Origin of the sequence: Streptomyces sp. NPDC088116 (assembly GCF_044741745.1) — a bacterium.
GTDB lineage: Bacteria > Actinomycetota > Actinomycetes > Streptomycetales > Streptomycetaceae > Streptomyces.
The window spans coordinates 377,012-402,419 of sequence record NZ_JBIUTF010000001.1 but is presented as its reverse complement, the minus strand read 5'-3'; the positions used below and the strand labels follow the sequence as shown (position 1 = coordinate 402,419).

General features: G+C 69.7%; 20 protein-coding genes. 6 read left to right on the top strand and 14 right to left on the bottom strand.

What is annotated here, in order from left to right; genetic code table 11:
- Positions 1-12: 12 nt before the first annotated feature.
- The gene (locus ACIOJD_RS01730) at positions 13-744 is read right to left on the bottom strand and encodes a TetR/AcrR family transcriptional regulator (protein ID WP_401907692.1); all 732 of its coding nucleotides are present in this window, start codon (positions 742-744) and stop codon (positions 13-15) included.
- A 283-nt stretch (positions 745-1,027) separates the two neighbouring features.
- Here ACIOJD_RS01730 and ACIOJD_RS01725 point away from each other — a divergent pair, with 283 nt between their 5' ends.
- The 4 genes from ACIOJD_RS01725 to ACIOJD_RS01710 all read left to right on the top strand — a co-directional run bounded on the left by ACIOJD_RS01725 (position 1,028) and on the right by ACIOJD_RS01710 (position 5,357).
- Positions 1,028-2,008: a tetratricopeptide repeat protein gene (locus tag ACIOJD_RS01725; RefSeq protein ID WP_401907691.1), complete on the top strand. Its 981-nt coding sequence runs from the start codon at positions 1,028-1,030 to the stop codon at positions 2,006-2,008.
- A 616-nt stretch (positions 2,009-2,624) separates the two neighbouring features.
- The gene (locus ACIOJD_RS01720) at positions 2,625-3,263 is read left to right on the top strand and encodes a DUF6230 family protein (protein WP_401877858.1); all 639 of its coding nucleotides are present in this window, start codon (positions 2,625-2,627) and stop codon (positions 3,261-3,263) included.
- Between the two features lie 170 nt (positions 3,264-3,433).
- Positions 3,434-3,979 carry a DUF6114 domain-containing protein gene (locus tag ACIOJD_RS01715; RefSeq protein WP_401907690.1) on the top strand — a complete coding sequence of 182 codons (546 nt, stop codon included), beginning with the start codon at positions 3,434-3,436 and terminating at the stop codon, positions 3,977-3,979.
- On the top strand, positions 3,969-5,357 hold the full coding sequence (locus tag ACIOJD_RS01710; RefSeq protein ID WP_401907689.1) for a hypothetical protein: 1,389 nt from the start codon (positions 3,969-3,971) through the stop codon (positions 5,355-5,357). The genes ACIOJD_RS01715 and ACIOJD_RS01710 overlap by 11 nt, the downstream gene beginning before the upstream one ends.
- Before the next feature lie 107 nt (positions 5,358-5,464).
- Here ACIOJD_RS01710 and pyk read toward each other — a convergent pair whose 3' ends face one another.
- The 3 genes from pyk to pta all read right to left on the bottom strand — a co-directional run bounded on the left by pyk (position 5,465) and on the right by pta (position 10,427).
- Positions 5,465-6,892, bottom strand: coding sequence for a pyruvate kinase (pyk, locus tag ACIOJD_RS01705; RefSeq protein ID WP_401907688.1), 1,428 nt, complete (start codon positions 6,890-6,892; stop codon positions 5,465-5,467).
- A 122-nt stretch (positions 6,893-7,014) separates the two neighbouring features.
- Positions 7,015-8,355 (bottom strand): acetate kinase, encoded by a 1,341-nt coding sequence (locus ACIOJD_RS01700; RefSeq protein ID WP_401907687.1) that lies wholly within the window; start codon positions 8,353-8,355, stop codon positions 7,015-7,017.
- Positions 8,352-10,427, bottom strand: coding sequence for a phosphate acetyltransferase (pta, locus tag ACIOJD_RS01695; RefSeq protein ID WP_401907686.1), 2,076 nt, complete (start codon positions 10,425-10,427; stop codon positions 8,352-8,354). Before pta ends, ACIOJD_RS01700 begins: the two co-directional genes overlap by 4 nt.
- 469 nt (positions 10,428-10,896) lie before the next feature.
- Between pta and ACIOJD_RS01690 the strand changes: the two genes are divergently transcribed.
- Entirely contained in the window at positions 10,897-11,922 is a 1,026-nt protein-coding gene (locus tag ACIOJD_RS01690; RefSeq protein ID WP_401907685.1) for an ATP-dependent 6-phosphofructokinase, read from the top strand.
- Between the two features lie 275 nt (positions 11,923-12,197).
- Here the strand turns inward: ACIOJD_RS01690 and ACIOJD_RS01685 are convergent, their stop codons facing one another.
- The 5 genes from ACIOJD_RS01685 to ACIOJD_RS01665 form a co-directional block, all read right to left on the bottom strand.
- Complete coding sequence (locus ACIOJD_RS01685) at positions 12,198-13,034, bottom strand: carbohydrate ABC transporter permease (protein WP_401907684.1); 837 nt, start codon at positions 13,032-13,034, stop codon at positions 12,198-12,200.
- Positions 13,034-13,879: a carbohydrate ABC transporter permease gene (locus ACIOJD_RS01680; protein ID WP_401908868.1), complete on the bottom strand. Its 846-nt coding sequence runs from the start codon at positions 13,877-13,879 to the stop codon at positions 13,034-13,036. The genes ACIOJD_RS01685 and ACIOJD_RS01680 overlap by 1 nt, the downstream gene beginning before the upstream one ends.
- A gap of 125 nt (positions 13,880-14,004) precedes the next feature.
- Positions 14,005-15,360, bottom strand: coding sequence for an extracellular solute-binding protein (locus tag ACIOJD_RS01675; protein ID WP_401907683.1), 1,356 nt, complete (start codon positions 15,358-15,360; stop codon positions 14,005-14,007).
- A 238-nt stretch (positions 15,361-15,598) separates the two neighbouring features.
- Positions 15,599-16,300, bottom strand: coding sequence for a response regulator (locus ACIOJD_RS01670; protein ID WP_401907682.1), 702 nt, complete (start codon positions 16,298-16,300; stop codon positions 15,599-15,601).
- Positions 16,297-18,072: an ATP-binding protein gene (locus tag ACIOJD_RS01665; RefSeq protein ID WP_401907681.1), complete on the bottom strand. Its 1,776-nt coding sequence runs from the start codon at positions 18,070-18,072 to the stop codon at positions 16,297-16,299. Before ACIOJD_RS01665 ends, ACIOJD_RS01670 begins: the two co-directional genes overlap by 4 nt.
- 135 nt (positions 18,073-18,207) lie before the next feature.
- Between ACIOJD_RS01665 and ACIOJD_RS01660 the strand changes: the two genes are divergently transcribed.
- A complete protein-coding gene (locus ACIOJD_RS01660) occupies positions 18,208-19,623 on the top strand; it encodes a cation:dicarboxylate symporter family transporter (protein WP_401907680.1) in 1,416 nt (471 codons plus the stop codon).
- 358 nt (positions 19,624-19,981) lie between these two features.
- On the opposite strand, the gene ACIOJD_RS01655 is transcribed toward ACIOJD_RS01660, so the two are convergent.
- The 5 genes from ACIOJD_RS01655 to ACIOJD_RS01635 form a co-directional block, all read right to left on the bottom strand.
- A complete protein-coding gene (locus tag ACIOJD_RS01655) occupies positions 19,982-22,384 on the bottom strand; it encodes an ATP-binding cassette domain-containing protein (RefSeq protein ID WP_401907679.1) in 2,403 nt (800 codons plus the stop codon).
- Between the two features lie 370 nt (positions 22,385-22,754).
- The gene (locus tag ACIOJD_RS01650; protein ID WP_401877885.1) at positions 22,755-23,171 is read right to left on the bottom strand and encodes a VOC family protein; all 417 of its coding nucleotides are present in this window, start codon (positions 23,169-23,171) and stop codon (positions 22,755-22,757) included.
- A 67-nt stretch (positions 23,172-23,238) separates the two neighbouring features.
- Complete coding sequence (locus tag ACIOJD_RS01645; RefSeq protein WP_401907678.1) at positions 23,239-23,670, bottom strand: helix-turn-helix transcriptional regulator; 432 nt, start codon at positions 23,668-23,670, stop codon at positions 23,239-23,241.
- A gap of 78 nt (positions 23,671-23,748) precedes the next feature.
- Positions 23,749-24,657, bottom strand: coding sequence for an oxidoreductase (locus ACIOJD_RS01640; protein ID WP_401907677.1), 909 nt, complete (start codon positions 24,655-24,657; stop codon positions 23,749-23,751).
- A gap of 14 nt (positions 24,658-24,671) precedes the next feature.
- On the bottom strand, positions 24,672-25,235 hold the full coding sequence (locus ACIOJD_RS01635; RefSeq protein WP_401907676.1) for an NADPH-dependent FMN reductase: 564 nt from the start codon (positions 25,233-25,235) through the stop codon (positions 24,672-24,674).
- Between the last annotated feature and the right edge of the window lie 173 nt (positions 25,236-25,408).

Here is a 25,408-nt window from a genome sequence, read left to right as displayed (position 1 = left end):
GCCGCCGCCCCGTCACCGCGACGACGCCACCGCGACCAGGCCGCCCAGCAGCAGCCCCGTGAAGGCGTGTGCCCAGTCCTCGTCCACCGGCTCCCCGCTGACCAGGGCGCGGTGGACCACCGCGCCGGCCAGCACATCGAAGATCAGGTCCACCTGACGGGCCGCGCTCCGGGCGTCCGGATCGCGGGGGAGTTCACCGCGCTCCTGCGCGCGCTCGCGCCCCAGCACCACCAGCCGCTTCTGGCGCTCGACGATCGAGGTACGGATGCGCCGCCGCAGCGCCTCGTCCCGGGTGGACTCCGCGACCAGCGCCATGAGCGCGGTCTTGGTCTCCGGCCGCTCCAGCAGCCCCGCGAACTGGAGCACCACGCCTTCGACGTCGGCCATCAGGCAGTCGGAGTCGGGGAGTACCAGCTCGTCGAAGAGGACCGCGACCGCGTCCACCACCAGCTCGCTCTTGCTCGGCCACCGCCGGTAGAGCGTGGTCTTGGCGACGCCCGCACGGCTGGCCACATCGCTCATCGTCAGTTTGGACCAGCCCAGCTCCACCAGGGCGGCGCGGGTCGCCTCCAGGATCGCGGAGTCGGCCGTGGCGCTGCGGGGGCGGCCCGTACGCGTCGTGCGGGCGCCGGGCGCGTGGCTGTCGGGTGCGCCCGGTGCGGTCGCACCCGGGTCGGGGGAGCGCGCGTCGTGCGTACCCGCGTGGGGTGGACCCGCGTCGGCGGGGCGGATGGGGCGGCACATGACGGCGACCATATCGGCCGGCGGGCCATGTGCTGTGATCCAGTTCACCGGATTTTTTTCCCCCCGTCACAGAGCCGGAAGTTACGCTACGACCCGTAGCGAAAGCCGGACACGGCTCGTCGCGACGACCACATGGCGTACGGGTGGGGACCCGGCGCCGGCCTTCGGACAGTGTCCGTCCGTACGCCCCGCGCACCGGCGAGGGCGGCGGATGGTCCGATTCCGGTACGACGGTGTACGCACCGCTTTTCTGAAGTGTGCGCGGAAGGGGGAGGATGTACTCATGCAGCCTAGGAACATGTCCATGAGCGGCGTCGTCGACCTCGCCGCGGTGAAGGCGGCCGGTGAGGCCAAGGTGAAGGCGGAGCAGGCCCGCGCGGAGTCGGCGCGCCAGGGCGGCACCGACGCCGTGCCCCCGTCCAGTCTGGTGATCGATGTCGATGAGGCGGGCTTCGAACGCGATGTCCTCCAGCGCTCCAGTGAGGTCCCGGTCGTCATCGACTTCTGGGCCGAGTGGTGCGAGCCGTGCAAGCAGCTGAGTCCGGTACTGGAGCGGCTGGCGCGGGAGTACAACGGCCGGTTCGTTCTCGCCAAGATCGACGTCGACGCCAATCAGATGCTGATGCAGCAGTTCGGGATCCAGGGGATTCCGGCGGTCTTCGCGGTGGTGGCCGGCCAGGCGCTGCCGCTCTTCCAGGGCGCGGCCCCGGAGACCCAGATCCGGCAGACCCTGGACCAGCTGATCCAGGTCGGCGAGGAGCGTTTCGGCCTCACCGGGATCGCGGTCGACGCGGAGGGGGAGCCGGGCGCGGAGTCCGGCGACGAGGAGGCCGCGGTGCCCGCCGGGCCGTACGACGCCCTGCTGGAGGAGGCCGTACGCGCGCTGGACGCCAATGACTTCGGCGGCGCCGCGCAGGCGTACCGCAACGTGCTCTCCCAGGACCCCGGCAACTCGGAAGCCACCCTGGGCCTCGCGCAGGCCGAACTGCTCGGGCGCGTGCAGGGGATGGACCAGCAGCAGGTCCGCAAGGACGCGGCGGAGCGACCGGAGGACGCCCAGGCGCAGATCGCCGCGGCCGACCTCGATCTGGTCGGCGGACATGTCGAGGACGCCTTCGGCCGGCTGGTCGAGACCGTGCGCCGTACCGCCGGTGACGACCGGGAGGCGGCGCGGGTACGGCTGCTGGAGCTGTTCGACGTCATCGGCGGGGACGACGCCCGGGTGACGGCGGCGCGCTCGGCCCTGGCGCGCGTTCTCTTCTGACGGTGCGAGACTTGACGCTCCGGGGCCTGACGGTCTGACACCTCGGGGGTCACGCCGCGGTTTTGGTGACACTGCGACAACGGCGGCCATACTTTGCCAAAACTTGGCAAACGTGGCCGCTGTTACTCGCAGTAAATCAACTCCCTTGCTCTGTCCCGCTTTGGGTGTCAATCACTGCTTCTGTCGCTCCAGGGGGTGGCACCCTGTGTGGCTGCGTGGTATCACGGGGTCAACCCCTGGTTATCAGGCCGTTACTAGTCAGTAACGAGCCCCTTGTGCCAGGGGCTCGAATGCACCACGATCGGCGACGCTCGGTCCAATTGACCGCATCCGCACGGCAGCCAGCCGCGCCGTCGGTCCTGGGTCCCCACCGGGCGGTCCGGCGGCACTGGCCGCCGGCCGGACAGGGGGGTTCCTGCCCATCGGCAGGGCCTGTCCAGAGGTTGCGCGAACGCGTGGCCAGTGGTTGTCGCTCGGGGGTGATCGCCGGTGCTTTCGGACGCAGTTCGCGCCTCCGGGGAACAGGCGCTCTCCTTCCCGAGGACGTAGCACTTCTCCCATCCCAGGACGGGCTCCGGCCCGATCCGGAGATGTACGTCCGAGAAGGAGGAAATTCATGGAGTCCCAACTACGTGGCGGGACCAGATGGAAGCGGTTCGCCGTCGTCATGGTGCCCAGTGTGGCCGCGACGGCGGCGATAGGTGTGGCACTCGCGCAGGGGGCGCTGGCCGCTTCGTTCAGCGTGTCCGGCCAGAGCTTCAAGGTGAAGGCCGACAAACTGGTCGGTCACGACTTCGTGCAGTACGGCGGAGTCGCCGAGGGGGTTGACTCCGAAGGCAAGAAAGCCATGCACCCGGTCGCTGTCTCCGGGTTCAAGTCGGCCGAGATCACCAGTATGTGCCAGTCCGTGGTCACCCCGCTGCCGATGCTGGGCACCAGCGTGACGCTGGTGCTCAACGCCGGCAACAAGGGCAGGGACATCGCGGCGGAGAACCTCTACCTCGATGTCGAATCCCTGGACGCCGACGCGGAGTTCAAGAACATCAACATCGGTGTCGCGGCCGGTGCGAACAAGTCCCCGGGCATCCAGCCGGGTACGAAGGCGGACCCGAACGGCTTCGCGCAGGAGGCCGAGACGGCCACGCTGAGCAACGTGAGGCAGACGGCCTGGGCCACCACGGCCGGTACGTTCAAGCTGCCGGACCTGAACCTCAGGCTCAAGGTCGGCGATCCCAAGAAGTACGAGTGCTACTGAGGGGTGTCGCGAAGGTGGCGCCGTCCGCCCGCAGGGTGTTGCGGGCCGGGCGCGACGTTCGCGGCATGCCCTAGGCACCCTTTCGGGCGGGGCGGGCGGTTCCAGGACTGTTCGGCCCGCCCGGCCCCCTGTCTCTCACCGTAATACCGCATTCCAGGGAGCTGTTTTCCATGAGCGCCGAGTCCACAGGTTCCCGCGGATTCACTTACTGGCGGCTTCGGTTCCGCGCCTGGCGGGGCACCCGGCCGTTCTGGGCGGGCCTGTTCACTCTGCTCGGTGGGCTGCCCATCGCCTATTTCCCGTACGCGCAGCTCCACCTCGGCAACCTGACGCTGGCCATGTCGACGACGGCCGGTGCGGGTTCGCTGATCATCGGTGTGCTGCTGGTGACGCTGGGACTGACGATGTGGTTCCACAGCATCGTCCGCGTCTTCGCCGGAGTCGCGGCCATCCTGCTGGCCCTGGTGTCGATCCCGGTCTCCAACATCGGTGGCTTCCTGCTGGGCTTCCTGCTCGCCCTGCTCGGCGGCGCGCTCTCGATCTCCTGGGTCCCCGGCAGGCCGCCGGCCAGATCGGCGGTGGGGCGTGAGGCTCCCCGCCGGGCGCCGGAGCCCGACGACGGTGATCCCTTTCTCCCCGCTCCGCGCGAGGGGGAGAACCCGAACGTGACGGATACGACTGCCCATGCCAACGGCGGGAGGAAAAGTGCGGGGTGACGACACGCACGAGATCGCGGCCGGAGGCGATGCTTCCCCGGTACGAAGAGGGCCGCGTCACGCGGCCCCCAGGAAGTCGCTCCTGACCAAGCTCCACATACCCGCCGGCAAGGCGATGGCTCTGGCCGCGATGCCGACGGCGGTCTTCGTGGGCATGGGGCTCACCCCCAGGCTCGCGCTGGCCGACGACAACAAGGACATCCCCTTCGCGCCGGGCCCGTGCGTGACCCGCTCGGACGACCCGGACGCGTCCCCCTCGCCCTCCACGTCCGCGTCGCGGAGCCCCGGGCCGGACTCGTCCGCGTCGGCGACGCCGGGCGCCTCCGCGAGCGGTGCGGCGGGGGACGGAGCGGCTCAGGGCGGCAAGGGCGACGAGCCGGAACCGTCGGCGAGTTCGGACGCGGGGAAGACGGAAAAGCCGGAGCCCGGCGCCTCTTCGTCACCCACGCCCACGCCGACGCCCACCCCGACCGAGTCCAAGTCCAGGAACCCGCTGGACCCGCTGGGTGTGGGGGACGCGCTCGGAGACCTGCTGGGCATCCCCGGCAAGGACGGGACGGCCGCCCCGACACCGAGCGCCTCCGCCTCCGGGAAGCCGGAGGCGGACGCGTCCACCGGGTCCACGCCGAAGCCCTCCAACTCGAAGCCCGCCGTGTCGGATCAGGCCGACACGGCGGACGACAAGGACACGGACAAGGACAAGGAAAAGTCCGAGGACAAGAACAAGGGCAAGGAAGCAGCCGAGGACGGCGAGGCGGCGGACCGTACCAAGAAGGCCATCGAGGACGCGGCCAGGAAGGCCGGCGCCACGGTCGAGGAACTGGACGAGGACGCCAAGGGGCTCAAGGCCCGCAAGGACGACGACATCCCGGCCGGCGCCTCCGGCAAGCCCGGCTACCCCTGCCCGACCGCGGACCCCGACGCCCTCGCCAACGCCGAGCAGGAACAGGGCATTCCGCTCCTGCCCGACGACCCCTGGATCCTCAACAGCTCGAACCTCCAGCTGTACGGCCTCAAGTACCACGGCATCGTCGAGGTGAAGACGTACGGCGGCGAGGTCAAGAAGGCGCTCAAGTTCACCGCCACCTCGGTGGACATCGAGAACCTGCACCAGACCGTCGTCTACCCCATGGGCAGGACCGCCCATGTGCGGGGCCGCGACGGCTCCACCTCCACGATCCGCGACACCCCGGTGACGATGTACACGGAGCAGCTGAAGGGCAACCTCTTCGGCCTCATCCCGGTCACCTTCTCTCCGCAGACCCCGCCGCCGCTGGACGTCCCGTACGCCTCTTTCACGGACGTACAGGTGACTCAGGCGGGCCAGTTCGGCGGCACGCTGACGATCCCCGGTCTCCAGAACTACCTCACGGGCTGAACGACCGCCCGCACGGCCCGAATCGCACTCCCGGGAGCCGCGGGAAAAGCCGTGGCCCACACCGACCGGTCGGTGTGGGCCACGTTCGTTGCCGACGGCGTCGGGCCTCAGGCCTTGTTGCCGCCCAGGTGGTGCACCCGGACCATGTTCGTCGTGCCGGCGACGCCGGGAGGGGAGCCCGCCGTGATGATCATGGAGTCGCCCTCGCTGTAGCGCTGGAGCTTGAGCAGCTCCTGGTCCACCAGGTCGACCATCGCGTCCGTGCTGCTGACCCAGGGGACGATGAAGGACTCCACGCCCCAGCTCAGGGCGAGCTGGTTGCGGGTCGACTCGTCCGTGGTGAAGGCCAGGATCGGCTGGGCCGCGCGGTAGCGGGAGAGGCGGCGGGCCGTGTCGCCGGACTGGGTGAAGGCGACCAGCGCCTTGCCGCCCAGGAAGTCCGCGATCTCGCAGGCCGCACGGGCCACCGAACCGCCCTGCGTACGGGGCTTCTTGCCCGGGACCAGCGGCTGGAGGCCCTTGGAGAGCAGCTCCTCCTCGGCCGCGACCACGATCTTCGACATCGTCTTGACCGTCTCGATCGGGTACGCGCCCACCGAGGACTCGGCGGAGAGCATGACCGCGTCCGCGCCGTCCAGGATCGCGTTCGCGACGTCGGACGCCTCGGCGCGGGTCGGGCGGGAGTTGGTGATCATCGACTCCATCATCTGGGTCGCCACGATCACCGGCTTGGCGTTGCGGCGGCACAGCTCGATGAGCCGCTTCTGCACCATCGGGACCTTTTCGAGCGGGTACTCGACGGCCAGGTCGCCGCGGGCCACCATGACGCTGTCGAAGGCCGCGATCACGGCCTCCATGTTGTTGACCGCCTGCGGCTTCTCGACCTTGGCGATGACGGGGACCCGGCGGCCCTCCTCGTCCATGATCTTGTGCACGTCCAGCACGTCGTGCGCGTCCCGGACGAACGAGAGCGCGACCATGTCACAGCCCATCCGCAGGCCGAAGCGCAGGTCCTCGACGTCCTTGTCGGACAGCGCGGGGACATTCACCGCCGCGCCGGGCAGGTTGATGCCCTTGTGGTCCGAGATGACACCGCCCTCGATGACGATGGTCTTGACCTGCGGCCCCTCGACCGCGATCACGCGCAGTTCGACGTTGCCGTCGTTGATCAGGATCTGGTCGCCCTTGGACACATCGCCCGGCAGGCCCTTGTACGTGGTGCCGCAGATGGACTTGTCGCCCGCGACGTCCTCGGTGGTGATGGTGAACTCGTCACCGCGCACCAGCTCGACCGGGCCCTCGGCGAAGGTCTCCAGGCGGATCTTGGGGCCCTGGAGGTCGACGAGCACACCCACGGCGCGGCCGGTGTCCTGCGCGGCCTTCCGCACGCGGTGGTACCGCTCCTCGTGCTCCGAGTGGCTCCCGTGGCTCATGTTCAGACGGGCCACATTCATTCCGGCCTCGATGAGCGACTTCAGCTGCTCGTACGAGTCGACGGCGGGGCCCAGTGTGCAGACGATTTTGGAACGGCGCATGAGGCGGATCCTATCGGTTTGTTTCGATGCGGAATATTCCGTCTGGCGGAAAGTACAAATGGGCGGAAGGGTGCTCAGGCGTTGGGCGTTCAGGCGTGATTCCCCGTCCGGCCTTGCCGAATTCAGGCCTTTCCGACCAGCGCGAAGGTCTGCTGCGCGATCTCCAGCTCCTCGTCGGTCGGGACCACGGCCACCACGGTCCTGGCGGTGTCCGGTGAGATGATCCGCGGTTCGCCGGAACGTACGGCATTACGGTCCGGGTCCACGGCCAGGCCCAGTGCTCCCAGGCCCGCCACGGCAGCTTCCCGTACCGGCGCCGCGTTCTCGCCCACACCCGCCGTGAAGGCCACCGCGTCCACCCGGCCGAGCACCGCGCTGTAGGCACCCACGTACTTCTTCAGCCGGTGGATGTAGATGTCGAACGCGAGCGCCGCCCGCTGGTCGCCCGCGTCGACCCGGCGGAGGATCTCCCGCATGTCGTTGTCCCCGCAGAGGCCGACCAGACCGCTCTTCTTGTTCAGAAGTTCATCGATCTCGTCCACGGACATTCCGGCCACCCGCTTGAGATGGAACGTGACCGCCGGGTCGATGTCGCCGGAGCGCGTGCCCATCACCAGCCCCTCCAAGGGGGTCAGCCCCATCGAGGTGTCCACGCACCGGCCGCCCGCGACCGCCGACGCCGAGGCGCCGTTGCCGAGGTGCAGGACGATCACATTCACCTCGGCCGGGTCCTTGCCCAGCAGCTCGGCGGTCCTGCGCGAGACATACGCGTGCGACGTGCCGTGGAAGCCGTAGCGCCGGATGCGGTGGGCGTCGGCAGTCTCGACGTCGATCGCGTAGCGCGCGGCGTGCTCCGGCATCGTCGTGTGGAACGCGGTGTCGAAGACCGCGACCTGAGGGAGGTCGGGGCGCAGCTCCTGGGCGGTACGGATGCCCGTGAGGTTCGCCGGGTTGTGCAGCGGCGCCACCGGCACCAGGCGCTCGATCTCTGCCAGAACGGCGTCGTCGATGACGGTCGGTTCGTGAAACTTCAGCCCTCCGTGTACGACTCGGTGGCCGATGGCCGCCAACTCGGGGGAGTCGAGCCCGAGTCCGTCCCGCGACAGTTCCTCCGCGACCGCCTCCAGCGCCGCCGTGTGGTCCGCGATCGGGCCCGTACGTTCACGCTTCGCTCCGCTCCCTGCGCCGGGGCCGGCGGCCAGCGGGGAGTGCGCCAGCCGGGAGGTGTCCTCGCCGATGCGTTCGACCAGACCGGCCGCGAGCCGGGAGCTGTCCCGCATGTCCAGCAGCTGGTACTTCAGCGACGAGGAACCGGAGTTGAGGACGAGGACGCGGGTGGCGGGAGCGCCGGAAGCGGCAGGGGCGGCGGGGGTGTGCGCGGTCACGGGCTGACGGCCTTCTGTCGGGGTGTGCGTGGAGGGTGTGGCAGGTGTGCTCTGCGGGGTGCCGGGGGCGGAACTCATGCGTTCTCGTCCTGCGCCTGGATCGCCGTGATCGCGACCGTCGTCACGATGTCCTGGACGAGTGCGCCGCGCGACAGGTCGTTGACCGGCTTGCGCAGCCCCTGGAGCACCGGGCCCACGGCCACCGCGCCCGCCGAACGCTGCACGGCCTTGTAGGTGTTGTTGCCGGTGTTCAGGTCCGGGAAGATCAGCACCGTCGCCTGGCCCGCCACCTCCGACTCGGGCAGCTTGGTCGCCGCGACGGACGGTTCGACCGCCGCGTCGTACTGGATCGGGCCCTCGATCCGCAGATCGGGCCTGGCCGCGCGCACCAGCTCGGTCGCCTCGCGCACCTTGTCGACATCGGCCCCCGAGCCCGAGGTGCCGGTGGAGTACGAGAGCATCGCGATCCGCGGCTCGACCCCGAACTGGGCCGCCGTGGCCGCCGCCTGGACGGCGATGTCCGCGAGCTGCTCGGCGTTCGGGTCCGGGTTGACCGCGCAGTCGCCGTACACCAGCACCTTGTCGGCGAGGCACATGAAGAAGACGGAGGACACGATCGACGCCTCCGGCTTGGTCTTGATGATCTCGAAGGCCGGGCGGATCGTCGCGGCCGTCGAGTGCACCGAACCGGACACCATGCCGTCGGCCAGGCCCTCCTCGACCATCAGCGTGCCGAAGTAGTTCGCGTCCGACACGACGTCGTACGCCATCTCCACCGTCACGCCCCGGTGCGCTCGCAACCGCGCGTACTGCTCGGCGAAGCCCTGGCGCAGCTCGGAGGTGACCGGGTCGATCAGTTGCGTGGAGCTCAGATCGATACCGAAGTCGGCCGCCTTCTTGCGGATGACGTCGGTGTCGCCGAGCAGGGTCAGCTCGCAGACGCTGCGGCGCAACAGTACGTCGGCGGCGCGCAGCACCCGCTCCTCGGTGCCCTCGGGGAGGACGACCCGGCGGCGGCCGGCGCGTGCCCGCTCCAGCAGTTCGTGCTCGAACATCATCGGCGTCACATGCCCGCTGCGGGCCACCGACATCCTGGCCAGCAGATCGGCCGTGTCCACATGGCGCTCGAACAGGCCGAGCGCGGTCTCCGCCTTGCGCGGGGTGGCCGCGTTCAACTTCCCTTCCAGGCCGAAGAGTTCGGTGGCGGTGGGGAAGGAGCGGCCCGGTACGGAGACGACCGGTGTGCCGGGTGCGAGCCTGGCGGCCAGGGTCAGGACGGAGTCGTCGGGCCGCTCGTCGAGCGTGAGCAGGACGCCCGCGATGGGCGGGGTGCCCGCCGAGTGTGCGGCGAGGGCTCCCACGACCAGATCGGCGCGGTCCCCGGGGGTGACCACCATGCAGCCGGGCGTCAGCGCGCCCAGGAAGTTCGGCAGCATCGCGCCGCCGAAGACGAAGTCGAGCGCGTCCCGGGCCAGTCCGGAGTCGTCGCCGAGCAGCACCGTGCCCCCCAGGGAGTGGGTGATCTGCGCGACCGTGGGGGCGGCCAGGGCCGGCTCGTCGGGCAGGACGTAGCAGGGGACCGGGAGCTGGGACGTGAGGCCCTCGGCGATCGCCCCGCGGTCCTCGGCGGCGACCCGGTTGACGACCATGGACAGTACGTCGCAGCCCAGGACCTCGTAGGCGCGGTGGGCGTTGCGGGCCTCGGCCCGTACGGACTCGGCGCTCTGGTCCTTGCCGCCCACCACGGCTATCACCGAGGCGCCGAACTCGTTGGCGAGCCGTGCGTTGAGCGACAGCTCGTCGGGGAGCTGGGTGGCCGCGAAGTCCGTGCCGAGGACCAGCACGACGTCGTACTCCCGGGTCACCCGGTGGAAACGCTCGACCAGCCGGGACACCAGCTCGTCCGTACCGCGCTCGGCCTGGATCGCGGCCGCCTCGTGGTAGTCGAGCCCGTAGACGGCCGACGGGTCCTGGGACAGCCGGTACCGCGCGCGCAGCAGGTCGAAGAGGCGGTCGGGGCCGTCATGGACCAGCGGGCGGAAGACCCCGACCCGGTCCACCTGGCGGGTCAGGAGTTCCATGACTCCAAGCTCGACGACCTGGCGGCCGTCGCCGCGATCGATCCCGGTCACGTACACGCTGCGCGTCACGCGTGCTCTCCCGTCGTACTCGTGGACGCCCCCGCGTCGGGCACGTCCGAGTGAACTCATGGTGGGAACTTATGTTTGTACAAAAATTCCCGTTAGGGTGGCGTTGCGCCCTTGACAATACCTCCGTGGGTGATTAGGGCCCCCGTGGGATTGGCCGGGAAGCCCAGGGGGTCGGAGGTTCTGGTCCGGGTATCCGACAGCCGTCCGCTCAAACGGTCGGCGGATACGGGGTCCCGACCGCCCGTGGGAAGATCGGGAGGACCGGACTCGGCTCACGGGCGGAGGGCCGAAGCCCTGTCGGGGAGCCCTCGGGAGCCGAACCCCTCGGGAGCCGGAACCCGTCGGGCCGATACCCGGCTGGGGGGCGAAGTCCGCTCCCTCGTTTCGTTCATTACGTTCATCCCGTCCGTCCCTGTCCACCCCGTAACCCCGGGAAAGCACAGCACTAGCGAGCAGGAGATACAGCACGATGCGTATCGGAGTTCTCACCGCAGGCGGCGACTGTCCAGGCCTGAACGCAGTGATCCGGTCGGTCGTGCACCGGGCCCTGACCGGGCACGGAGACGACGTCATCGGGTTCGAGGACGGCTTCAAGGGGCTGCTCGACGGGCACTTCCGCCCACTCGACCTCAACGCCGTCAGTGGCATCCTCGCCCGCGGCGGTACGATCCTCGGCTCGGCCCGGCTGGAACGCGGCCGGCTGCGCGAAGCCGCCGAGAACTGCGCCGAACTGGCCCGCCGTTACGGCATCGACGCGCTCATCCCGATCGGCGGCGAGGGCACGCTGACCGCGGCCCGGCTGCTCTCGGACGCGGGGATGCCCGTCGTCGGCGTACCGAAGACCATCGACAACGACATCCACTCCACCGACCGCACCTTCGGCTTCGACACCGCCGTCACCGTCGCCACCGAGGCCATCGACCGGCTCAAGACCACCGCCGAGTCGCACCAGCGGGTGATGGTCGTCGAGGTCATGGGGCGGCACGCGGGCTGGATCGCGCTGGAGTCCGGCATGGCGGGCGGCGCGCACGGAATCTGCCTGCCCGAGCGGCCCTTCGAGGTCGACCGCCTGGGCAAGATGGTCGAGGAGCGCTTCTCCCGGGGCAAGAAGTTCGCCGTCATCTGCGTCGCGGAAGGCGCGCATCCGGCGCCGGGATCCATGGAGTACGGCAAGGGCGAGATCGACCAGTTCGGCCACGAGCGGTTCCGGGGCATCGGGAACGTGCTCGCGGCGGAGCTGGAGCGGCGGATGGGCAAGGAGGCCAGGCCGGTCATCCTCGGGCATGTGCAGCGGGGCGGCACACCGACGGCGTACGACCGGGTGCTGGCCACGCGGTTCGGGTGGCACGCGGTGGAGGCGGCGCACCGGGGCGAGTTCGGGCGGATGACGGCGCTGCGGGGGACGACGGTGGAGATGGTGCCGCTGGCGGAGGCCGTGACGCAGCTGAAGACAGTGCCGGAGGACCGGATGTTCGAGGCGGAGTCGGTTTTTTAGCTGCGGGTGCGGGTGCGGGTGCGGGTGCGGGTGCGTGCGTGTGCCGTGGGTGGTGCGGGGGACGGCGTGTGCCGTGGGTGGTGCGGGGGCCGGGGGCTCCGGAGGCGCATGTCCGGACTGCATGATTTACGGCGCGTGCGGCTTTGTTCTTGGGTGCGGGCCGGCCAGCGCCACACATCACGCTTCACGTCCGGACACGTCACCTTCTGCGACCCCGGCCCCCTCCCGTCGAATTCCGTCCGCGGGCCGGTTGTGGTCTGCTGCCGTTCCCCCTTTTATCCCTTCACCGCGCCCCCCAGGGCGAATCCGCCCCCCAGCCGTCTTGAGATCAGGATGTACAGCACCAGCACCGGTGCCGAGTACAGGATCGAGAACGCCGCCAGCTGCCCGTAGATCACCGATCCGTAGTTGCCGAAGAAGGTGAAGATCGAAACCGAGGCCGGCAGCTGGTCCGGGGTGAGCAGCAGCATGAACGGTACGAAGAAGTTGCCCCACAGCTGGATGAAGGTGTAGATCGTCACCACCGTCAGCCCCGGCCCCATCAGCGGCAGCACCACCCGGGTCAGCGTCTGGAGGTTCGACGCGCCGTCGGTCCACGCCGCCTCCTCCAGGACCGTCGGCACCGAGTCCATGAAGTTCTTCATCAGCCAGATGGAGAAGGGCAGTTGGGACGTGGCGAGGAAGAGGGACGTGCCGTACATCGTGTCGATCAGATCGACCTGCACGAACAGGCCGTACACCGGCACCATGATCGCGGTGATCGGCAGGCAGGTGGTGAAGAGGATCGTCAGCAGGTACGGGCGGTTGAAGCGCGAGCGGTAGCGGGAGAGCGGGTACGCCGCCAGTGCCGCGCACACCACCGTCAGCAGCGTCGCGCTGCCGCACAGCAGCAGGCTGTTGAGCATCGGCGTGAAGGTGATCTCGTCGGTGAGGACCGCGTCGAAGTTGTCCGTGGTCAGCGACGAGGGGACCCGTACGCGCATGTCCGCCTCGGCGTCGGCCGACGCCAGCACCAGCCAGATCAGGGGCAGCGCGAAGGCCGCCGAGGTCAGGAGGAGGGCGGCGTCCGCCGCCAGGCGCGCCCGGGTGCGGCGGCTGAGCGCGGGCCTCATCACACCTCGACCTTCATCAGGCGCAGATAGACGATCGAGAAGAGCGAGCCCACCAGCAGCAGAAGCAGCGCCACCGCCGTGCCGTAGCCGATCAGGCTCTTGAGGAACGCCTGGTCGTACATGAACACCGGCAGGGTCTGGCTGCGGTTGCCCGGACCGCCGCGCGTCATCGCCCAGATGAGGCCGAAGACGGACAGCGTGGACAGGGTGTTGAGCATCAGGTTCGTGCCGATGGAGCGGCGGATCATCGGCAGCGTGATGTGCCACAGCCGCCGTACCCCGCTCGCGCCGTCGACCTGTGCCGCCTCCGTGACGTCCTGGGGGATCTCGGAGAGCGCGGCCGAGTAGATCAGCATGGAGAAGGCCGTACCGCGCCAGACGTTGGCGAACGACACCGCCAGGATCGGCAGCGTGAACAGCCAGTTCTGGGACGGCAGATGGAGCCAGTCCAGAATCGCGTTCAGGGTCCCCTCGCGGCGGAAGAAGGCGTAGAGCAGAAACGCCGCGACGATCTCGGGCAGCACCCACGCGGCGATCACCAGGGAGCCGGTGAGCGTACGGAGCGGCCGGGAGGCGGCGCGCATCAGGGCCGCCAGAGCGAGCCCCAGGGAGTTCTGACCGAGGACGGACGAGACGAAGGTGAAGACCAGGGTCAGCCAGACGGCGTTGCGGAAGTTCTCGTCGGACAGGGCGCGGCGGAAGTTCGCCAGGCCGACGAAGTCCGAGGTCGAGGAGCCGGTCAGCTGGGTGTTGGTGAACGCGATCCAGACGCAGTAGCCGATGGGACCGGCCAGGAAGAGCAGCAGGAGGGCGGTGGCGGGGGCGAGGGGCAGCCAGCGCCACAACCGGCGGCGGCCTTCGACGGGGCCCTTCCGGGGACGGCCATCGGGCGTCTGAGCCGGGGCCTGCGCCGGTCCCGGGGCGCCCACGGGGCGCGGTGGTCCCGGGACACCCACCGCGTCGGCCGACGTCACTTGGCGACCACCGCGCCGTCCACGATCGTCCTCAGCTGCTCGTCGTACTCCTTCGCCGCCTTCTGCGGTGACCCGTCACCCGTCGTCACCGTCTCCATCGCCTCCCCGATCGCGGTCGACACCTGCGGATAGACCGGCAGCGCCGGGCGGTAGTGCGTGACCCCCACCAGCTGGGTGAAGAAGTCGATGCCCGGCATGGACTTCAGGTACCGGGGATCGGCCGCCACGTCCTTGCGTACGGCGATCTGCGCGTCGACCACGGCCCACTCGACAGCGTTGTCCCGGGTCTGGAGCGTCTTGAGGAAGTCCCAGGCCAGATCCGGGTTCTTGGACTTCTGCGGGATCGCCCACGTCCAGCCGCCCGACATCGACACCTGGCCCGGCGCCTGCCCGTTCTGCGTGGGCATCGGCGCCTGCGCCAGCTCCTTCGACCAGTCCGGCCACTCCTTCGGGCCCTTGTTGATCCAGTTCTGGCCCATCCAGGAACCGTCCAGCGAGATCGCCAGCTTCCCCTGCGGGAACCACTCCGTGGCGACATGGGTGGTGATGTTCGGATCGAGCGCGTCGGACACGTCGGGGCCGAGCTTCTCGCCGTACACCGTCCGTACAAAGCGGAGCGCGTCCCGGAAGCCCCGGCCGCCCGTCACCCACTTCTTCGCACCGGTGTCGTACAGCGGGTCCGTGCCCGTGCCGTACAGCAGCATCTCGAAGCCCTGCATCACCGCCACCTCGCCGGGGGCCTTGCCCGTGTAGACGTTCAGCGGGATGACGCCGGGGACCTTCCGCTTGACCGTACGGGCCGCGTCCAGGACCTCGGCCCAGTTCTTGGGCCGCCAGTCGGCGGGCAGGCCCGCTTGCGCGAAGATCTTCTTGTTGAACCAGAGACCGCGGGTGTCCGTGCCGTCGGGGACGCCGTACGTCTTGCCGTCCTCCGCCTCGGCCGCCGCCTTCGCCGTGTCGACGAACTGGTCCCAGGCGCCCCACTTCGCCAGGTAGTCGTCCAGTGGGCGCAGATAGCCGGCCTTGATGTCGGCGTTGATACGGAAGGTGTCCTCGTAGACCAGGTCCGGCGCGGTCTTGGGGGAGCGCATCATCTGCTGGGCCTTGGTCGCGTAGTCGTTGTCCGGCGCCTGGATGGGGATGAGCTGGACCTTCTTGCCCGGATGTGCCTTTTCGAACTGCTTCTTCACGGCTTCGAGATGGCGGTCCTTGAAGCGGATCTTGTTGTCCGTGGACCGGTTGTACGCGACCTTGACGGTGTCCGGGTCGCTGCCGGAACCGCCGCCGCACGCGGTGAGTGAACCGGCGGCGAGGACGGCGACGAGGATCAGGGCGGTGGGGCGCACGGGCACGACCTCCTCATGAGCCGCTGAGGGCTGCCCGGCGACCGTAGGACTGGGCCAATACCAAGGTCAATCCCCTTGCAGGGGAGAGTAGTTGGCGCCCCCCGGCTCGCTGGGGCGCGTTCGCACGCGCGGGGCCGACCGGCCCGGTGGTGCCCGCCCGCACGGGCGGGGTCCGCTTGTCCTGTGGGGTGGCCCGGCCCGGTGGGGCCTGCTGGGCCGGGGATGTCCGGTGGGGCCGGTCGGGTCAGTGGGTCGCCGCGATCCAGCGGTACTGGAGTTCCGGGCGCCCGACCTGCCCGTACTGTGGACTGCGCTCGGCGCGTCCGTTCGTGACCAGGTGTTCCAGATAGCGACGCGCGGTGATGCGGGAGATCCCGACCTGGACACCGGCCTCGGCGGCCGTCAGGCCGGTGTCGGAGGCGCGCAGCGCCCGGGTCACGGCCTCCAGGGTGGGGGCGCTGAGCCCCTTGGGCAGCGAGGACGGCTGAGGGGCCCGGAGGGCGCCGAGAGCCCGGTCCACCTCCTCCTGGCCGCTGGCCTCGCCGGCCGCCGCCCGGAACTCGGCGTACCGGGTGAGCCGGTCGCGCAGCGTGGCGAAGGTGAAGGGCTTCAGTACGTACTGGACGACCCCGAGGGACACGCCTTCCCGTACCACCGTGAGATCGCGCGCCGAGGTGACCGCGATGACGTCCGCGTGATGCCCGGCCGCGCGCAGATTGCGCAGCAGCTGGAGCCCGTGCCCGTCCGGGAGGTACAGGTCGAGCAGGATCAGATCGATGTCCGTACGCTCCAGCACCCGGCCGGCCTCCACCCGGGAGTGGGCGACGCCCGCGACGGCGAAGCCGGGCACCCGGCCCACGTACAGCGTGTGGGCGTCGGCCGCGACCGGATCGTCCTCGACCACCAGTACCCGGATCGCCGGGCCGACCGAGTCCGTGGCGTTCATGGGGTCGCCTCCGTGTCACCGGAAGTGCCCGAGGAGTCACCGGAAGTACTCGTGTCACCGGACCTGCCCGAGTCACCGGACGGACGCGCGTCCGTCGTGCCCGCGTCCGTTGTGCCCGCGCGCCCAGGGTCCGCGTCCGTGGTGCCCGCGTGGCTCGTGTCAGCGCCCCTGGCGGCCGTACCGGTGTCGCCCGGCCCATTCCCCAGCGGCAGCCGTACGGTGAACTCCGCGCCGCCCTCAGGGCCCCGCGTCAGCCGCACCGTGCCGTGCGCGCGGTGCACCGCCTGCCGTACGAGTGCCAGCCCGAGCCCGCGCCCCGGCCCTCTGGTCGACCAGCCGCGCCGGAACACCTCGTCCATGTCGCCGGGCTCGACCCCGGCGCCGGTGTCCCGTACGTCCAGCAGCAGCTCGTCGCCCTCGACCAGCGCGGCCACCATGACCCGCGCGCCCTCGCTGCCCTGGGCCGCGTCCATGGCGTTGTCGATCAGATTGCCGAGGATGGTCACCAGGTCGCGCGCCGGGAGCGACTGGGGCAGGACGCCGTCGTCGATCCGGCTGTCCTCGGTGAGCTCCAGCTCCACACCGCGTTCGTTCGCCTGGGCCGCCTTGCCCAGCAGCAGTGCCGCGAGGACGGGCTCGCCGACCGCCGCGACAACACGGTCCGTGAGCGCCTGGGCCAGTTCCAGTTCCGCTGTCGCGAACTCCACCGCCTGCTCCACCCGTTCCAACTCGATCAGCGAGACCACTGTGTGCAGCCGGTTGGCCGCCTCATGCGCCTGTGAACGCAGAGCCTGGGTGAAACCACGTTCCGAGTCCAGCTCTCCGGAGAGCGCCTGCAGCTCGGTGTGGTCGCGCAGAGTGATGACCGTACCTCGCCGCTCGCCACCGACGACCGGCCGCGTATTGACCACCACTACCCGTTCGGATGTCATGTGCACCTCATTCGTACGGGGCGTCGCGGAGAGCAGCGCTCCGGTGAGCGGCACGGGCAGCCCCAGCTCCGCCACAGGGCGGCCCACCGCGGAGTCGTCGAGGCCGAGCAGCTCCCGGCCGCCGTCGTTCATCAGCGCGATCCTGTTCGCGCCGTCGAGCATCAGCAGCCCCTCGCTCACGGCGTGCAGCGCGGCCTCGTGGTAGTCGTGCATGCGGCTCAGCTCCTCGGCGTTCATCCCGTGGGTGTGCCGCCGCAGCCGGGCATTGACCACGTACGTACCGAGGCCGCCGAGCGCCAGCGCCCCGCCGGCCATCAGCGCCAGCGCCTGGACCTGCTTGGTCACCTGCGAGGAGACCCGCTCGACGGTGATGCCGACGCTGACGAGACCGACGATCCGGTCGCCGTCCCGCACCGGGGTGACCGCCCGGATCGAGGGGCCGAGCGTGCCCGTGTAGGTCTCCGTGAACGTCTTGCCGTGCAGCGCCGGTGCCGTACGGCCCAGGAAGGGTTTCCCGATCCGCGACGGGTCGGGGTGCGTCCAGCGGATGCCCTTCGGGTTCATGATCGTGATGAAGTCCAGGCCGGTGTCGTGCCGTACCCGCTCCGCGTACGGCTGGAGCGTGGTCGTCGGATCTGACGTACGGATCGCTGTTTGTACAGAGGGCGAATCGGCCATGGCATGTGCCGTGGCGACCACTTCTTTGCGCGCGGTGTCGTCGGCCTGGGCGCGTCCGGTGATGTACGCGAAGACCGCGCACCCCGCCACGACGGCCGCGACCAGCACGACCTGCATGGCGAAGAGCTGGCCGGCGAGGCTGCGCGGTCGGGGCAGATGCATGGAACAAGAATGCCTGGCCTGATTCACATGAACGAAATGAACATAAGGGTGACCAGCGTCACAGCCGTGGTGGATAGTCACCGGGACCCCTCGAGACAGGGACGGGGGAACGCAGGGACGAGTCAAGGAGGACCCGTGGCCGCAAAGCGGGACCGTACCCACTTTCTGTACATAGCGGTGATCGCAGCCGTAGTGCTCGGCATCACGGTGGGCTTCGCGGCCCCCGGAGTGGCCGTCGAGCTGAAGCCGCTCGGTACCGGCTTCGTGAACCTCATCAAGATGATGATCTCCCCCGTCATCTTCTGCACGATCGTGCTGGGCGTCGGATCGGTCAGAAAGGCCGCCAAGGTCGGTGCGGTGGGCGGACTCGCCCTCGGCTATTTCATGGCCATGTCAACGGTGGCGCTGGCCATCGGTCTGGTCGTCGGCAACATCCTGCACCCCGGTGACGGTCTGCACATCTCCGAGGCGGCTCGCAGCGCGGGCGCGGCGCAGGCCGAGGGCGGCGGCGAGACCACCGCGGAGTTCCTGCTCGGCATGATCCCGACGACCATGGTGTCGGCGTTCACCGAGGGCTCGGTCCTCCAGACGCTGGTGATCGCACTGATGTCGGGCTTCGCGCTCCAGGCCATGGGCTCGGCGGGTGAGCCGGTGCTGCGGGGTATCGGGCACATCCAGCGGCTGGTCTTCCGGATCCTCGCCATGATCATGTGGGCCGCGCCGGTGGGCGCCTTCGGCGCCATCGCGGCGGTCGTCGGCGAGACCGGGCTGGACGCCCTGAAGTCGCTCGCGATGATCATGATCGGCTTCTACATCACCTGTGCGCTCTTCGTCTTCCTCGTCCTCGGCGCGCTGCTGAAGCTGGTCTCGGGCGTCAACATCTTCTCCCTGCTGAAGTACCTGGGCCGGGAGTTCCTGCTGATCCTCTCCACCTCCTCCTCGGAGTCGGCGCTCCCGCGTCTGATCGCGAAGATGGAGCACGTGGGCGTGAGCAAGCCCGTCGTCGGCATCACCGTGCCGACCGGCTACTCGTTCAACCTGGACGGCACGGCCATCTACCTGACGATGTCCTCGCTCTTCATCGCCGAGGCCATGGGCAAGCCGCTCGCGATCTCGGAGCAGATCTCACTGCTCCTGTTCATGATCATCGCGTCGAAGGGCGCGGCGGGTGTCACCGGAGCGGGTCTGGCGACACTGGCGGGCGGTCTCCAGTCGCACCGGCCGGAGCTGGTGGACGGCGTCGGCCTGATCGTCGGTATCGACCGCTTCATGAGTGAGGCGCGTGCCATGACGAACTTCGCGGGCAACGCGGTGGCCACGGTCCTCGTCGGTACCTGGACGAAGGAATTCGACAAGGAGCGGGCGGAGCAGGTGTTCGCCGGGAAGCTTCCGTTCGACGAGAAGACCCTGGTGGACGACGGCCACGGCGGCGGGTCCGGCGACGACGACAGCGACGGCGCCGAGCCGCAGGCCGGCCAGACGCAGGAGCCGGCGCCGAGCCTGGAGAAGGACGCCGTGAAGGCGCGCGGCGGCGACAAGGCCGCGGTCTGAGCCCCTTGGGTCCGCCTCCTGGTCCGTGATGGGTCCGACTCCTTGGTCGACCCTCAGGGGTTCCTTGGAAGGGTTCTCGAAGAGCCCTTCCAGGGAGCCCCGCAGGCCTTTGGAGCCCCGCAGGCCTTTGGAGCCCCGCAGGCCTTTGGAGCCCCGCAGGCCTTTGGAGCCCCGCAGGCCTTTGGAACCCCCAGCCCAACAGCCCCAGGCCGGGGCTTCTCCCCCCATTGCCCCGGCCTGTTTCTGAGCCCCAGGCCGGGGCCTTCCCTCTCAAACCCGGCCTGGGGCTCCCGCCGTTCGGCAACCGTGTGGAGCATGCCGACTGCGGTACCCGCACGTCGTGGAGGAGCGGCCCCGGTCAGGTGCCGACGTACGCCGCGAGGTGCTCCCCCGTGAGGGTGGAGCGGGCGGCGACCAGGTCGGCGGGGGTGCCCTCGAAGACGATCCGGCCGCCGTCGTGGCCCGCGCCGGGGCCGAGGTCGATGATCCAGTCGGCGTGCGCCATGACCGCCTGGTGGTGCTCGACGACGATGACGGACTTGCCGGAGTCGACGAGCCGGTCGAGAAGGCCGAGCAGCTGCTCCACGTCGGCGAGGTGGAGGCCGGTGGTCGGCTCGTCGAGGATGTAGACGCCGCCCTTCTCCGCCATGTGCGTGGCCAGCTTGAGCCGCTGCCGCTCGCCACCGGACAGTGTGTTGAGCGGCTGCCCGAGGGTGAGGTAGCCGAGCCCGACGTCGGCGAGCCGGTCGAGGATCCTGTGGGCGGCCGGGATGCGCGCCTCACCCGCCCCGAAGAACTCCTCGGCCTCGGCCACCGACATCGCGAGCACCTCGCTGATGTCCCGGCCGCCGAGACGGTACTCCAGCACCGACGCCTGGTACCGCTTGCCCTCACACTCCTCGCAGGTGCTGGCGACACCGGCCATCATCGCCAGATCGGTGAAGGTCACACCGGCGCCGTTGCAGTTGGGGCAGGCGCCCTCGGAGTTGGCGCTGAACAGCGCCGGCTTCACGTCGTTCGCCTTCGCGAACGCCTTGCGGATCGGTTCCAGCAGACCGGTGTATGTCGCCGGGTTGCTCCGCCGCGAGCCGCGGATCGCGCCCTGGTCGATCGACACCACACCCTCGCCGGCGGCCCCCGACAGCCGAGGCAGCGACCCGTGCACGAGCGAGCTCTTGCCGGAGCCCGCGACACCGGTGACGACGGTCAGCACCCCGAGCGGCACGTCGACATCCACATCGCGCAGGTTGTGCGCCGTCGCGCCGCGGATCTCCAGCGCGCCGGTGGGTGTACGCACCTTCTCCTTGACGGCGGCCCGGTCGTCGAAATGGCGGCCGGTGAGGGTGCCGCCGGCCCGCAGCCCCTCGACGGTGCCCTCGAAGCAGATGGTGCCGCCCTCCGTACCGGCGCCGGGGCCGAGGTCCACGACATGGTCGGCGATGGCGATCGTCCCCGGCTTGTGCTCCACCACGAGCACCGTGTTGCCCTTGTCCCGCAGCCGCAGCAGCAGGCCGTTCATCCGCTCGATGTCATGGGGGTGCAGCCCGATGGTGGGCTCGTCGAAGACGTACGTGACGTCGGTGAGCGAGGAACCGAGGTGCCGGATCATCTTGACGCGCTGCGCCTCGCCGCCCGACAGCGTGCCCGCCGGCCGGTCGAGCGAGAGATAGCCCAGCCCGATCTCCACGAACGAGTCCAGAGTCTGCCCCAGCGTCGCGAGCAGCGGCGCCACCGACGGCTCGTCGAGGCCGCGGACCCATTGGGCCAGGTCGCTGATCTGCATCGCGCACGCGTCGGCGATATTGATCCCGCCGATCCGCGACGACCGGGCCGCCTCGCTGAGCCGGGTGCCGTCGCACTCGGGGCAGGCGGTGAAGGTGACCGCCCGGTCCACGAACGCCCGAATGTGCGGCTGCAACGCCTCCCGGTCCTTGGAGAGGAACGATTTCTGGACCTTGGGTATCAGCCCCTCGTAGGTGAGGTTGATACCGCTGACCTTCACCTTCGTCGGCTCCCGGTGGAGGAAGTCGTGCATCTCGGTCTCGGTGAAGTCGCGGATCGGCTTGTCCGGGTCGACGAAGCCCGACTCGGTGAAGATCCGCAGCGTCCAGTGGCCGTCCTTCGTGTAACCGGGGACGGTGATCGCGCCCTCGGCGATCGACTTGGAGTCGTCGAAGAGCTGCGCGAGGTCGATGTCGGAGACCGTGCCCCGGCCCTCGCAGCGCGGACACATGCCGCCGGTGCGGGTGTAGGTCTGCTTCACCGTCTTGCGCGCACCGCGCTCGACCGTGATCGCACCGCTCGCCCGGACCGAGGGGACATTGAAGGAGAACGCGGGCGGCGGGCCGATGTGCGGCTGCCCGAGCCGGCTGAAGAGGATGCGCAGCATCGCGTTGGCGTCGGTGGCGGTGCCCACCGTGGAGCGGGCGTCGGCCCCCATCCGCTGCTGGTCGACGATGATCGCGGTCGTCAGCCCTTCGAGTACGTCGACCTCGGGCCGCGCGGGCGTCTGAAGGAAGCCCTGCACGAAGGCGCTGTGGGTCTCGTTGATCAGCCGCTGCGACTCCGCGGCGATCGTGCTGAACACCAACGAGCTCTTGCCCGAGCCGGAGACACCGGTGAACACCGTCAGGCGCCGCTTCGGGATCTCGACGCTGACGTCCTTGAGGTTGTTCTCGCGCGCGCCGTGCACGCGTATCAGATCGTGGCTGTCGGCGTCGTGCGGGGCAGGCGACCGCGTGTGGTCCGTGCTCGTGGCCATGCTTCTCGTGTCTCCGTATCTGTGGGCGGAGCCGCCTTCGCGGTCCCCGTCGGTGTCGCCTGGCTCGATCCGGACAGCTGTGAGCGGTACGTCTGGCCCGCGAGCAGTACGTCTGGTTCTTCTCCGCCGTACGTCCCCTGTACGTCCGCCGTACGTACGGCGGACAGTCGCGCGTCCGTCGGCGCGGTCACGGCAACGGTCCGCGCTCCACCTGAGGGCGGTGTCGGCCGGGGCCGCGCCCGGTGCGAGGCGCGGGGTTCGCCAGCAGGGTAGCGCCAGGGTGTGTCGTGAAAGTAGCGCCGTCCTCGCGGAGGGCGTCGCAGGCCAGGCGGGACTCTCGCGACACACCCTGGCGTCGTGGGACCGGAACTCACTGCCCCCGGGGCTGGGTGAAGCGCAGCATGTTGCCCGAGGGGTCGCGGAAGGCACAGTCGCGGACGCCGTACGGCTGGTCGATCGGCTCCTGCAACACCTCGCCGCCGGCGGCACGGATGCGTTCGAAGGTGGCGTCGCAGTCGTCGGTGCTGAAGATGACTCCGCGCAGCAGCCCCTTCGCCAGCAGTTCCGCCATGGCCTGCTTGTCGGCGGGGGAGGAGTTCGGGTTCGCGACGGGCGGTTCGAGAACGATGTTCACATCGGGCTGCGACGGCGCGCCGACGGTCACCCAGCGCATCCCCTCCCAGCCGACGTCGTTGCGGACCTCCAGGCCGAGAACGTCCCGGTAGAAGACGAGCGCCTTGTCATGGTCGTCGACGGCGATGAAGCACTGTGAAAGCTTGATGTCCATGCGTTTCACGCTACGGGCGGGGTGCGGGTTTCGCTTCTCCGTTCCTGACCGGTCCGTTCCCGACCGGTCAGTCTTGCCCCGTCGCTTCGTGCCCCGTCCGCTCCGGCCCGTTCCTGACCGGTCGCGTGTGGATCTTGGCGATGCAGGCCGGGATGGCGGCGCCCTCGTCATGACGGCGGGCACGGTACGAACTCGGGCTCTCGCCGACCAGCTCGGTGAACCGCGAGCTGAACGACCCCAGCGAGGTGCAGCCGACCGCGAAGCAGACCTCCGTCACCGTCAGGTCACCGCGCCGCAGCAGCGCCTTGGCCCGCTCGATCCGGCGCGTCATCAGGTAGCTGTACGGCGTCTCGCCGAAGGCGGCGCGGAAGCTGCGGGAGAAGTGGCCCGGCGACATGAGGGCGTCGCGCGCCAGCGCCGGAACGTCGAGCGGCTCCGCGTAGTCGCGGTCCATCCGGTCACGGGCCCGGCGCAGCCGGACGAGATCCTCCAAGGTCACACGACCACCCTCCCACGGCCCGTACCGCGCGGGTGTGGGCTCGGTACGGGCCGGTCCGCTCAGGCGCGGGGAAGGCTTTCAGGCACGGCTGTTCGGGGGCGGGAACTCCCGGGCCAGCTCCTTGCGTGAGGTCTCGTCGAGCTGTACCGACGCGACGGTGAGGTTCTCGGCCAGGTGTGTGCGGGTGCGGGTGCCGGAGATGAGCAGGATGTTGGGTGCGAAGTCGAGCAGCCAGGCGAGGGCGACCTGTGCCGGGGTGGCCCGCAGCCGCTCGGCGACGGCGGAGAGGACGGGGTTGGAGAGGATCCGGTTCTGCGCGTCGCGCGGCCACCCGAGGGGGCAGAAGGGCACGAACGCGATCCCTCTGCTCGTGCACTCCTGGAGTACGTCGAGGGAGTGCTGGTCCGTGAGGTTGAACAGGTTCTGGACGCAGGAGACCGGCGTCTGCTCGACGGCCCGCAGCAGGTGTTCCCGCGAGATGTTGCTGAGGCCGATGCCGTCGATCAGCCCTTCGTCGCGGGCTCGGACGAGCTCCGCCAGCTGGGCGTCGAAGCGTTTGCCCGGCGGGGTGGTTCCGTCCATGACACGGAGGTTCACCGCGGCCAGGCGGTCGACGCCGAGCGTGGCGAGGTTCTCCTCGATGCCCGCGCGCAGCTGGTGCGGTTCGTCGTAGGGCAGGACGGCACCGTTCTCGTCGCGCCGGGCGGCGACCTTGCTGACGATGGCCAGGTCGTCCGGGTAGGGGTGCAGCGCCTCGCGGATCAGTTCGTTGACGACGCCGGGGCCGTAGTACTGGGCGGTGTCGATGTGGTTGACGCCGCCGGCGACCGCGGCGCGCAGCACGCGCAATGCCTCGTCGCGGTCGTGGGGCGGACCGAAGACGTTCTCGCCGGCCAGTTGCATCGCGCCGTATCCGATCCGGCGCACCTGCCAGGAGCCGAGGGCGTACGTGCCTGCGGACGCGAGGGAAGAGTTCTGTTCGGGCATGGTGTCTCCAGTCGTCAGTCGCGCAGTGTCTTCATCGCCGTGGACCAGGCCTCGACGCCGTCGAAGAGCTTCGTGGCCGTGGCGTCGTGGTGCTCGGCGGGCTTGAAGAGCGAGAAGTTCTCGAAGTCGGTGAGCAGGGAGAAGGCGAGTTGCTGCCGGATGTGGGCGAGCTGGACCTCGCTGGCGATGGCGCGCAGGTGCTCGACGGCGCGGATGCCGCCGAGGCTGCCGTAGGACACGAAGGCGGCGGCCTTGTTGTTCCACTCGGCGTAGGCGAAGTCGATCGCGTTCTTCAGCACGCCGGGGATGGAGTGGTTGTACTCCGGGGTGACGAAGACGTAGCCGTCGAACTCGGCGACCTTGGCGGCCCAGGCCCTGGTGTGCTCGCCCTGGTACTGCCCCATGGACGGCGGTATCGGCTCGTCCATGAAGGGCAGCGGCCAGTCGGTGAGGTCGACCAGCTCGTACTCGGCGGCGGTCCGCGCGCCGGCGCGGTCGATGATCCAGTCGGCGACCGCCTTGCCGTTGCGGCCGGGGCGGGTGCTGCCGAGAATCACGGCGATCTTGAGAGTGCTCATGCTGTTCACTCCTTCCGCGGCCCGGCCCTCAGGCCGGGCTGCCGTCGGTGCGGTGGGCGCGGACGGTCGCGGTCAGCAGCAGGTGCCGTCCGGCGTCGGTGTTGCGGTGGTCATGAGGGCCTTCATGTGGCTTGAGTGTTCAAGTCAAACGTTAGCCCTGTGACCTTGAATGC

Excerpts from the sequence above, each read along its gene's own strand:
- ACIOJD_RS01730 (WP_401907692.1), bottom strand. The coding sequence starts at position 744 with ATGTGCCGCCCCATCCGCCCCGCCGACGCGGGTCCACCCCACGCGGGT.
- ACIOJD_RS01725 (WP_401907691.1), top strand. The coding sequence starts at position 1,028 with ATGCAGCCTAGGAACATGTCCATGAGCGGCGTCGTCGACCTCGCCGCG.
- ACIOJD_RS01720 (WP_401877858.1), top strand. The coding sequence starts at position 2,625 with ATGGAGTCCCAACTACGTGGCGGGACCAGATGGAAGCGGTTCGCCGTC.
- ACIOJD_RS01715 (WP_401907690.1), top strand. The coding sequence starts at position 3,434 with ATGAGCGCCGAGTCCACAGGTTCCCGCGGATTCACTTACTGGCGGCTT.
- pyk (WP_401907688.1), bottom strand. The coding sequence starts at position 6,892 with ATGCGCCGTTCCAAAATCGTCTGCACACTGGGCCCCGCCGTCGACTCG.
- ACIOJD_RS01700 (WP_401907687.1), bottom strand. The coding sequence starts at position 8,355 with ATGAGTTCCGCCCCCGGCACCCCGCAGAGCACACCTGCCACACCCTCC.
- ACIOJD_RS01690 (WP_401907685.1), top strand. The coding sequence starts at position 10,897 with ATGCGTATCGGAGTTCTCACCGCAGGCGGCGACTGTCCAGGCCTGAAC.
- ACIOJD_RS01685 (WP_401907684.1), bottom strand. The coding sequence starts at position 13,034 with ATGAGGCCCGCGCTCAGCCGCCGCACCCGGGCGCGCCTGGCGGCGGAC.
- ACIOJD_RS01670 (WP_401907682.1), bottom strand. The coding sequence starts at position 16,300 with ATGAACGCCACGGACTCGGTCGGCCCGGCGATCCGGGTACTGGTGGTC.
- ACIOJD_RS01665 (WP_401907681.1), bottom strand. The coding sequence starts at position 18,072 with ATGCATCTGCCCCGACCGCGCAGCCTCGCCGGCCAGCTCTTCGCCATG.
- ACIOJD_RS01655 (WP_401907679.1), bottom strand. The coding sequence starts at position 22,384 with ATGGCCACGAGCACGGACCACACGCGGTCGCCTGCCCCGCACGACGCC.
- ACIOJD_RS01650 (WP_401877885.1), bottom strand. The coding sequence starts at position 23,171 with ATGGACATCAAGCTTTCACAGTGCTTCATCGCCGTCGACGACCATGAC.
- ACIOJD_RS01640 (WP_401907677.1), bottom strand. The coding sequence starts at position 24,657 with ATGCCCGAACAGAACTCTTCCCTCGCGTCCGCAGGCACGTACGCCCTC.
- ACIOJD_RS01635 (WP_401907676.1), bottom strand. The coding sequence starts at position 25,235 with ATGAGCACTCTCAAGATCGCCGTGATTCTCGGCAGCACCCGCCCCGGC.